The 7,409-nt window shown below is 67.9% G+C and carries 7 protein-coding genes; 3 read left to right on the top strand and 4 right to left on the bottom strand.

Annotated elements, in window-relative coordinates:
* Positions 1–44 precede the first annotated feature (44 nt).
* The 4 genes from fabG to LDQ05_RS18825 all read right to left on the bottom strand — a co-directional run bounded on the left by fabG (position 45) and on the right by LDQ05_RS18825 (position 4,165).
* Complete coding sequence (gene fabG, locus LDQ05_RS18840; protein WP_226438483.1) at positions 45–803, bottom strand: 3-oxoacyl-ACP reductase FabG; 759 nt, start codon at positions 801–803, stop codon at positions 45–47.
* Positions 804–849: 46 nt separating this feature from the next.
* Positions 850–1,611, bottom strand: a complete 762-nt coding sequence (locus LDQ05_RS18835) for an SDR family NAD(P)-dependent oxidoreductase (RefSeq protein ID WP_226438482.1) — start codon at positions 1,609–1,611, stop codon at positions 850–852.
* Between the two features lie 159 nt (positions 1,612–1,770).
* Positions 1,771–2,988 carry an acetyl-CoA C-acetyltransferase gene (locus LDQ05_RS18830; protein WP_226438481.1) on the bottom strand — a complete coding sequence of 406 codons (1,218 nt, stop codon included), beginning with the start codon at positions 2,986–2,988 and terminating at the stop codon, positions 1,771–1,773.
* A gap of 31 nt (positions 2,989–3,019) precedes the next feature.
* Positions 3,020–4,165, bottom strand: coding sequence for an acyl-CoA dehydrogenase family protein (locus tag LDQ05_RS18825; protein ID WP_226438480.1), 1,146 nt, complete (start codon positions 4,163–4,165; stop codon positions 3,020–3,022).
* A 108-nt stretch (positions 4,166–4,273) separates the two neighbouring features.
* Here LDQ05_RS18825 and LDQ05_RS18820 point away from each other — a divergent pair, with 108 nt between their 5' ends.
* The 3 genes from LDQ05_RS18820 (at position 4,274) to LDQ05_RS18810 (ending at position 7,180) form a co-directional block, all read left to right on the top strand.
* Positions 4,274–4,897: a TetR/AcrR family transcriptional regulator gene (locus tag LDQ05_RS18820; protein ID WP_372461159.1), complete on the top strand. Its 624-nt coding sequence runs from the start codon at positions 4,274–4,276 to the stop codon at positions 4,895–4,897.
* 235 nt (positions 4,898–5,132) lie between these two features.
* Entirely contained in the window at positions 5,133–6,404 is a 1,272-nt protein-coding gene (locus LDQ05_RS18815) for a hypothetical protein (protein ID WP_226438479.1), read from the top strand.
* On the top strand, positions 6,401–7,180 hold the full coding sequence (locus LDQ05_RS18810; RefSeq protein ID WP_226438478.1) for an ESX secretion-associated protein EspG: 780 nt from the start codon (positions 6,401–6,403) through the stop codon (positions 7,178–7,180). The genes LDQ05_RS18815 and LDQ05_RS18810 overlap by 4 nt, the downstream gene beginning before the upstream one ends.
* The last annotated feature ends 229 nt before the right edge of the window (positions 7,181–7,409 follow it).

Below are 7,409 nucleotides of genomic sequence, written 5' to 3'. Positions count from 1 at the left end.
CGCCGCAGCCCCGTTCGGGGACCGCGGCGCCGACGCGGGCGTGCTCAGTCCTTCGGACCACCGGCCACGTAGATGACCTGGCCGGAGACGAACCCGGCGCCCTCGGAGGCGAGGAACGACGCGGTGTGCGCGATGTCGTCGGGGTTACCGACCCGTGCGACGGGGATCATCGACGCCGCGGCCTTCTTGTAGTCCTCGAAGGGAACACCGACGCGTTCTGCGGTGGCAGCGGTCATCTCCGTCTCGATGAACCCGGGGGCGATCGCGTTGGCGGTGACACCGAACTTGCCGAGCTCGACGGACAGGGTCTTGGTGAACCCCTGCATGCCGGCCTTCGCCGCCGAGTAGTTCGCCTGCCCGCGGTTTCCCTGCGCAGACGTGCTCGACAGGTTGACGATGCGACCGAACTTGTTGTCCACCATGTACTTCTGGGTGGCCCGCGACATCAGGAAGGCACCGCGCAGGTGCACGCTCATCACGGCGTCCCAGTCCTCGACGGTCATCTTGAACAGCAGGTTGTCGCGGGTGATCCCGGCGTTGTTGATCAGCACCGTGGGTTCGCCGAGTTCGGTGGCGATCTTCTCGACGGCCGCGGCCACCGACTCCTCGTCGGCGACGTTCGCGCCGACGGCGAGCGCCCTGCCGCCCGCGGCCTCGATCGCGGCGACGGTGTCGGCGCATGCTGCGGCATCGAGGTCGAGCACGGCGACCTGCATGCCGTCGGATGCGAGACGCTTGGCGACGGCCGCGCCGATGCCGCGCGCGGCGCCGGTGACGATGGCGGTACGAACTGCAGAACTCACTTCGGGAAACCTCCTGTTGTGTGGGTGCCGTGCGGGGTGGGTCGCGTCAGGTGAGGGTGAGCCCGCCGTCGACGGGGATGGTCTGCCCCGTCACGTATGCCGCCGCCGAGGACGCCAACCACACTGCGGTCGCGGCGATCTCGGCTGGGTCTCCGGTGCGGCCCAGGATGATTCGCGGCTTCATGCTGTCGAGGTATCCGGGCGGGTATTCGTCGGTCATCTCGGTCGCGAAGAATCCGGGTGCGATCGCGTTGACACGGATGCCTTTGCGGGCACCCCACTGCTGCGCGAGGTCGCGGGTCAGGCCTATGACGCCGGCCTTGCTGGCCGAGTAGGCGGCCTGCGGCAGCCCCGCGGTGGTCAGGCCGAGGACGGAGGAGATGTTGACGACGGAGCTGCCGGGGCGCATGACACGACCGGCGGCCTGCGCCGCCCAGTACGACCCGTTGAGGTTGATGTCGATGACGCGACGGAACTGGTCGGGGGTCTCCTTCGTCGCCGGGACGGCGGTGCCGATCCCGGCGTTGTTGACGAGGACGTCCACCGAGCCGAGTTCCGCGACGGCGACGTCGACCATGCGCTGCGCCTGGTCGGGGTCGGCGATGTCGGTTTCGACGGTGACGGCTCGGCGACCGGCGGCCCGGACGAGCTCGGCGGTCCGTTCGAGCCGGTCGGCGCGCCGTGCCGCGAGGACCACGTCGGCTCCGGCCTCCGCGAACGCCTGCGCGAAGGCGACTCCCAGCCCGGAGGACGCTCCGGTGACGATCGCGACGCGATCGTCGAGGCGGAACTTGTCGAGTACGGACATGCGCGATCTCCTCGTTGTGACGGGGCTACACCCGTGTATAGCCCACCGGACTTGCGTTCGCAAACGATTGCATTTCGAAAAGCACGAGGCCGCACGCCTTTTCAGACGTGCGGCCTCATGGTGTGTTCGGTCGAACCTATGGTTCGACGACGAGGGGCATCAGCTCAGGCGCTCGATCACCATTGCCATGCCCTGGCCACCACCGACACACATGGTCTCGAGGCCGTACTGCTTGTCCTGCGTACGCAGGTTGTTGATCAGGGTGTTCGTGATGCGCGCACCCGTCATGCCGAACGGGTGACCCAGCGCGATGGCACCGCCGGAGACGTTGAGCTTGTCCTCGTCGATTCCCAGCTCACGGGCCGAGCCGAGCACCTGCACCGCGAACGCCTCGTTGATCTCGAACAGGTCGATGTCCGAGACGCCGAGCCCGGCGTTGGCGAGCGCCTTCTTGGTGGCCTCGATCGGGCCGAGGCCCATGATCTCCGGCGACAGACCCGACACGCCGGTGGAGACGACCCGCGCGAGCGGGGTCAGGCCCAGGGCCTTCGCCTTCGTGTCGGACATGATGACCAGTGCGGCCGCACCGTCGTTGAGCGGGCACGCGTTGCCGGCGGTGATGGTGCCGTCGGGACGGAACACCGGCTTGAGCTGGCTGACCGCCTCGTAGGTGGTACCGGCGCGCGGGCCGTCGTCGGTGGAGACGACGGTGCCGTCGGCGAGGGTCACCGGGGTGATCTCCCGCTCGAAGAAGCCGGCCTTGATGGCTTCCTCGGCGCGGTTCTGCGAGCGCACGCCCCAGCGGTCCTGGTCCTCACGGGAGATCCCGGTGTGCGACGCGACGTTCTCCGCGGTCTGGCCCATCGCCAGGTACACGTCGGGCAGCAGGCCCTCCTCGCGCGGATCGGTCCACGCGACGCCGCCCTCGGCGAGCTTGGCGCTGCGCGCCTGCGCGTCGTCGAACAGCGGGTTCTTGGTGTCGGGCAGGCCGTCGGCGTTGCCGGTGACGAAGCTGGACACCGACTCGACACCGGCGGAGATGAACACGTCGCCCTCGCCGGCCTTGATGGCGTGCAGCGCCATGCGAGTGGTCTGCAGCGACGACGAGCAGTACCGGTTGACGGTCACGCCGGGCAGGAAGTCGTAGCCGAGTTCGACCGCGACGACGCGCGCCATGTTGAAGCCCGACTGTCCTGCGGGCTGGCCGCAGCCGAGCATCAGGTCGTCGATCTCGCGGGGATCGAGTTCGGGCACCTTCGCCAGGGCGGCGGCGACCATCTGGGTGGCCAGATCGTCCGGGCGGACGGTCTTGAGCGAGCCCTTCATTGCGCGCCCGATGGGCGAGCGAACGGCGGACACGATGACGGCTTCGGGCATCACAGCTCCTCGTTGTAGTCGCTCCCGGGCACTACAGTCCCAGGTCGCGGCCGATGAGTTCCTTCATGATCTCGTTGGTTCCGGCCCAGATCTTCGTCACACGGGCGTCCTTCCAGGCACGGGCCACACGATATTCGTTCATGAAACCGTAGCCGCCGTGGATCTGCACGCAGGCGTCCAATACCTCTGACTGGGATTGCGCGCTCCACCACTTCGCCTTGGCTGCGTCGACCGCGGTCAGCTCGCCATCGGCATGGGCCTCGACCGCCTGGTCGACGTACGCTTCGGCGACCTCGATCTTGGTGACGAGCTCGGCGAGCAGGAACTTGTTGTACTGCATCGTGCCGATGGCCCGACCGAACGCCTTGCGCTCCTTCGAGTACTCGATGGTCTCGAGGAGGATCTGCTTGGCGTGGTGCACGTTGTTGACGGCGGAGCCGAGGCGTTCCTGCGGCAGCAGCTTCATCATCGAGATGAAGCCCATGCCCTCCTCGCCGAGCAGGTTGGCGTGGGGGACGCGGACGTCCTCGAAGAACAGCTCGGCGGTGTCGGCCTCGGGCTGTCCGACCTTGTCGAGCTTGCGACCGTTCTCGAAGCCCTTCATGCCGCGCTCGACGACGAACAGCGAGATGCCCTTCGCACCCTTGCTCGGGTCGGTGCGGGCGGCGACGACGACGAGGTCGCAGTTGTAGCCGTTGGTGATGAAGGTCTTCGCCCCGTTGAGCACCCAGTCGTCGCCGTCGCGGACGGCGGTGGTCTTCAGGTTCGCGAGGTCGGAGCCGCCGGACGGCTCGGTCATCCCGATGGCGCAGATCAACTCACCGGACGCGCAACGGGGCAGCCAGCGTTCGCGCTGCTCCTCGTTACCGAGGTGGACGATGTACGGGACGGTGATGTCCGAGTGGATGCCGAACGACGACGACAGCGCCATGTTCGCACGGGCCAGCTCTTCGGCGGCGATCGCGTTGAAGCGGTAGTCACCCGCCTCGCTGCCACCGAACCGCTCGGGGATCTCGAGTCCGAGAAGTCCCGCCTTGCCCGCTTCCAGCCAGATGTCGCGCGGGATCTCGTGTCGCTCGATGAGCTCTTCCGCGCGGGACAGTACGAACCTGTTCACGAATTCGCGGACGGACTCGCGGAACGCCTCGTGGTCGGGGCCGTACAGGGTGCGTCGCATTCAACCGCTCCTCAATAGATAAGCACCTGCTTAGATTCTAAGCGCCTGCTTATAGTATTCGTTGTGGTTTGCTTGTCAACCACAGCTCAACGAGGAGGCCGGTACGACGTGAACGCGCCCAGGAACGCGGTGGACGGCAGCGGCGTGATCAGCGGCAGCAAGGCCGCGGCACGGCTGCGGGAGGCCGCCGTCGAAGCGTTCGCGGAGAACGGCTACGGCGCCACCACCACCCGCCAGATCGCCGGGCGCCTCGACATGAGCCCCGCCGCGATGTATCCGCACTACCGCTCCAAGGAAGAGCTGCTCTACGCGATCACCTACGAGGGCCACGACCTCGCGCTGCGGGTCGTGCAGGACGCCGACCTCCCCGACGCCGACCCCACCACCCGCCTGACCTCGATCATCGGGCAGTTCGCCGCGTGGCAGGCCGAGAATCACGGGCGCGCCCGCGTCATCCAGTACGAACTGACCGCGCTCGCCCCCGAGCACTACCGCGTCATCACCGGACTGCGCCGGCAGACCACACAGGTGGTGCGCGACATCGTCGAAGCCGGACTCGACAGCGGCGAATTCACCGTGCCCGACGCCGAAGGAGTCACGCTCGCCCTCATGTCGCTGTGCGTCGACATCTGCCGGTGGTACCCGTCGGGGCGATACAACGAACCCGCGACGATCGGCGCGCTCTACAGCGACCTCGCGTTGCGTCTCGTCGGGGCCCTACCCCACCCCTGAATCGGTCGGGCAAACCGGACAGCACACGGGAGCCGGCTGCGCTACGATCTGCGCGACCGGACGGGATCGACGGACGATCCCGGGCACCGTGTCACCAGGGGAGCAGACGACTTCAGGGATCGGGGGGATCCATGACACCGACACACACGTACCTCGACGTCACTTCGAGTGCCGCGACCGAACCGGACACCGGCGACGCATCCCGCGAACACATCGTCGACGAAGTTCGGGGAGCATGACCGTGTCGGACGGCGCACCCGGCTGGTTCGATCACCTGCTCACCACGTTCGACACGCTCGAGTCACTCACGTCGGCGCAAGAACAGCAGGCCCGCTATGCGGAGCTCGCCGCCGATCTCCACAACGGCGTCGACCCCGACTACATCCAGACGTTCGAGAACTTCGCCGGCTTGGATCGCGCCCAGCTCCACGCCTACGCGCAGTCGATCCACCCCGAGGCCATGTCGACGGTCGCAACGGGTTGGGCCACCCTCAGCGCAGCAGCATCGACCGCTGTGAGCGACCACTCACCCCGGATGTACGAATTGTTCGAAAGCTGGTTGGGCGGTGCCGGTGCGGAAGCCGCAACGACCACCCGGCTCCTGAACGACTCGGCAAGCCAACTGTTCGCCGCATGTTCGGCAGTGTCCGCCAAAGCGCAGATCGCCACCGAGGTGGGCGAACACGTCAAGACGCTGATGCCGTCGATCCCCCTGCCGCGCGTGCTCCTCACACCGGCGGAACTCGCCGAGCAGACCGCAGCCGACGAGGATTCCCGCCAGGAGGCGGTCCGGCTGATGGAAACCGTGTACAAGCCGTACTACCGGGATTCGGGATCCGAGGTGCCGGTCCTGCCTTCACCGTTCGGCACGGCGACCTCCGACTACGACGATTCCGGTGGAGGATCCGTCCGGGGACAATCGGTGTCCGGCGGAACCACCGCCGCCGACGGGTCTGCCGGGTCCGCCCCGGACTCCAGCACGGCGCCGTCGGCGCAGGGAAGTACCACCGCCACGACCGGTAGCGGAAATCCGGACACACGACCGGACGGCACCGGTTCGGGCACCGGATCCGGTTCGGGCACCGGACAGGGTGCACCCACCGATCCGGCCGCGACCGCGCCCGCATCGACCCTTCCCGGCGCCACTGGAACAACCGGTCAACCGTACGGCTCCACCCTCGGACACCCCGGATCCGGTACTGCAGGCAGCGGATACGGAGGTGGCCACGCGGGTGGCCCGTCCACGCTCGGCCCCGGCGCGACCGGTGGTGTCGGCGTCCCCACCGCAGCGTCCAGCCCGCCCGCCACCGCACCGTCCTCCGGTACCGCGGCCCGCACCGGCATGCGCCCGATGGGCATGTACCCGGGCATGGTGCCTCCCAGCCGGAACGACGCGGGCGAAACCCGGCAGAACTCCGGGTACCTCGTCACCAACGAGAACGGAAACGAACTGATCGGCGACCTGCCGAACACCGTCCCACCGGTACTGGGGGTGGATCCGCTGTGAACCGCACCGTCACGCTCGACCAGTTCCTGTCGCTGTGGACGGCTGTCGGCGGCGACCGCTTCCCCTTTCCGTTGCGGTATCGCACCCCCGCGAAATGGGAGGACGAGCATGCCGCGCATATGCACGCCGCCGATGACTGGTGCCGTGCACATCGCGACATCCATCTCGACCGCGCGATCCGCCTACTGCACTCCGGTCATATCTCGGTGGAGATGTACGGGCAGCACGGCGACCGCGACATCCGGGTCCGGGCCGCCTGCGGCGACACGCTCGCGATGCTCGCCGTACAACGCGACGACCGCGCGATCGACCTCACGACGACGTCGGCCGACACGCTCGCCTCAGCCGTCCTCACCGAGATCCCCGCCGCGACGCCCGGTCGCGAGCCGTCGAGCTCGGCGCCCACGCGACTGTTGTCGGAACCCACGGACTTCCGGTCGGTGCGGGTCGGACTCGTCGATGACGGACCGCGGGCACTGCGACATCTGCTGACACTGGAACGATCCGGGTGGGGCAACATCCGCGTCCTCGTCACCGACGCGGTGGGCCGCACCACCGGCATCGCCGACGTCGGGTGGATCGACGTGGCGGGCGACGGACGCTACCTGCTCACCACCGGCACCCATACGACAGCGTCACCGGCATCGTCGAGCACGATGCAGGCCGAGCTGTCGCGAGTGCTCACGAACGCGCGGCGGCGACGCCGCGGAGAGGTCCGTCTGCCCGGTGACGGGTCCGCGCACACTCACGCGGACCGACGCGCCGACTTCCCGTGACCGGGGCACGATCTCACCGACGAGATCCGTGAAAGCAGCGTCGGGGTTTGTCTTTCGGAGTGCTGCCTCGATACAGGCATCCACCCCCCCCCGGAACGCGTCCTGCCCCTACCGGTCACCCTCCGCGCTCCGGAGACGCCGAACGAACTCGAACTCCTCACCGAGGAACGCCTCACCTCCACCCTTGATCGCGTCACGCAACTGACTGTAAGCCTCGATGAACTGCCCG

This window comes from Rhodococcus yananensis, assembly GCF_020515525.1.
In the GTDB taxonomy this organism is placed as follows: Bacteria; Actinomycetota; Actinomycetes; order Mycobacteriales; family Mycobacteriaceae; genus Rhodococcus; species Rhodococcus yananensis.
The sequence above is the reverse complement of the archived record's forward strand: the minus strand, read 5'-3'. Positions and strand labels throughout refer to the sequence as shown.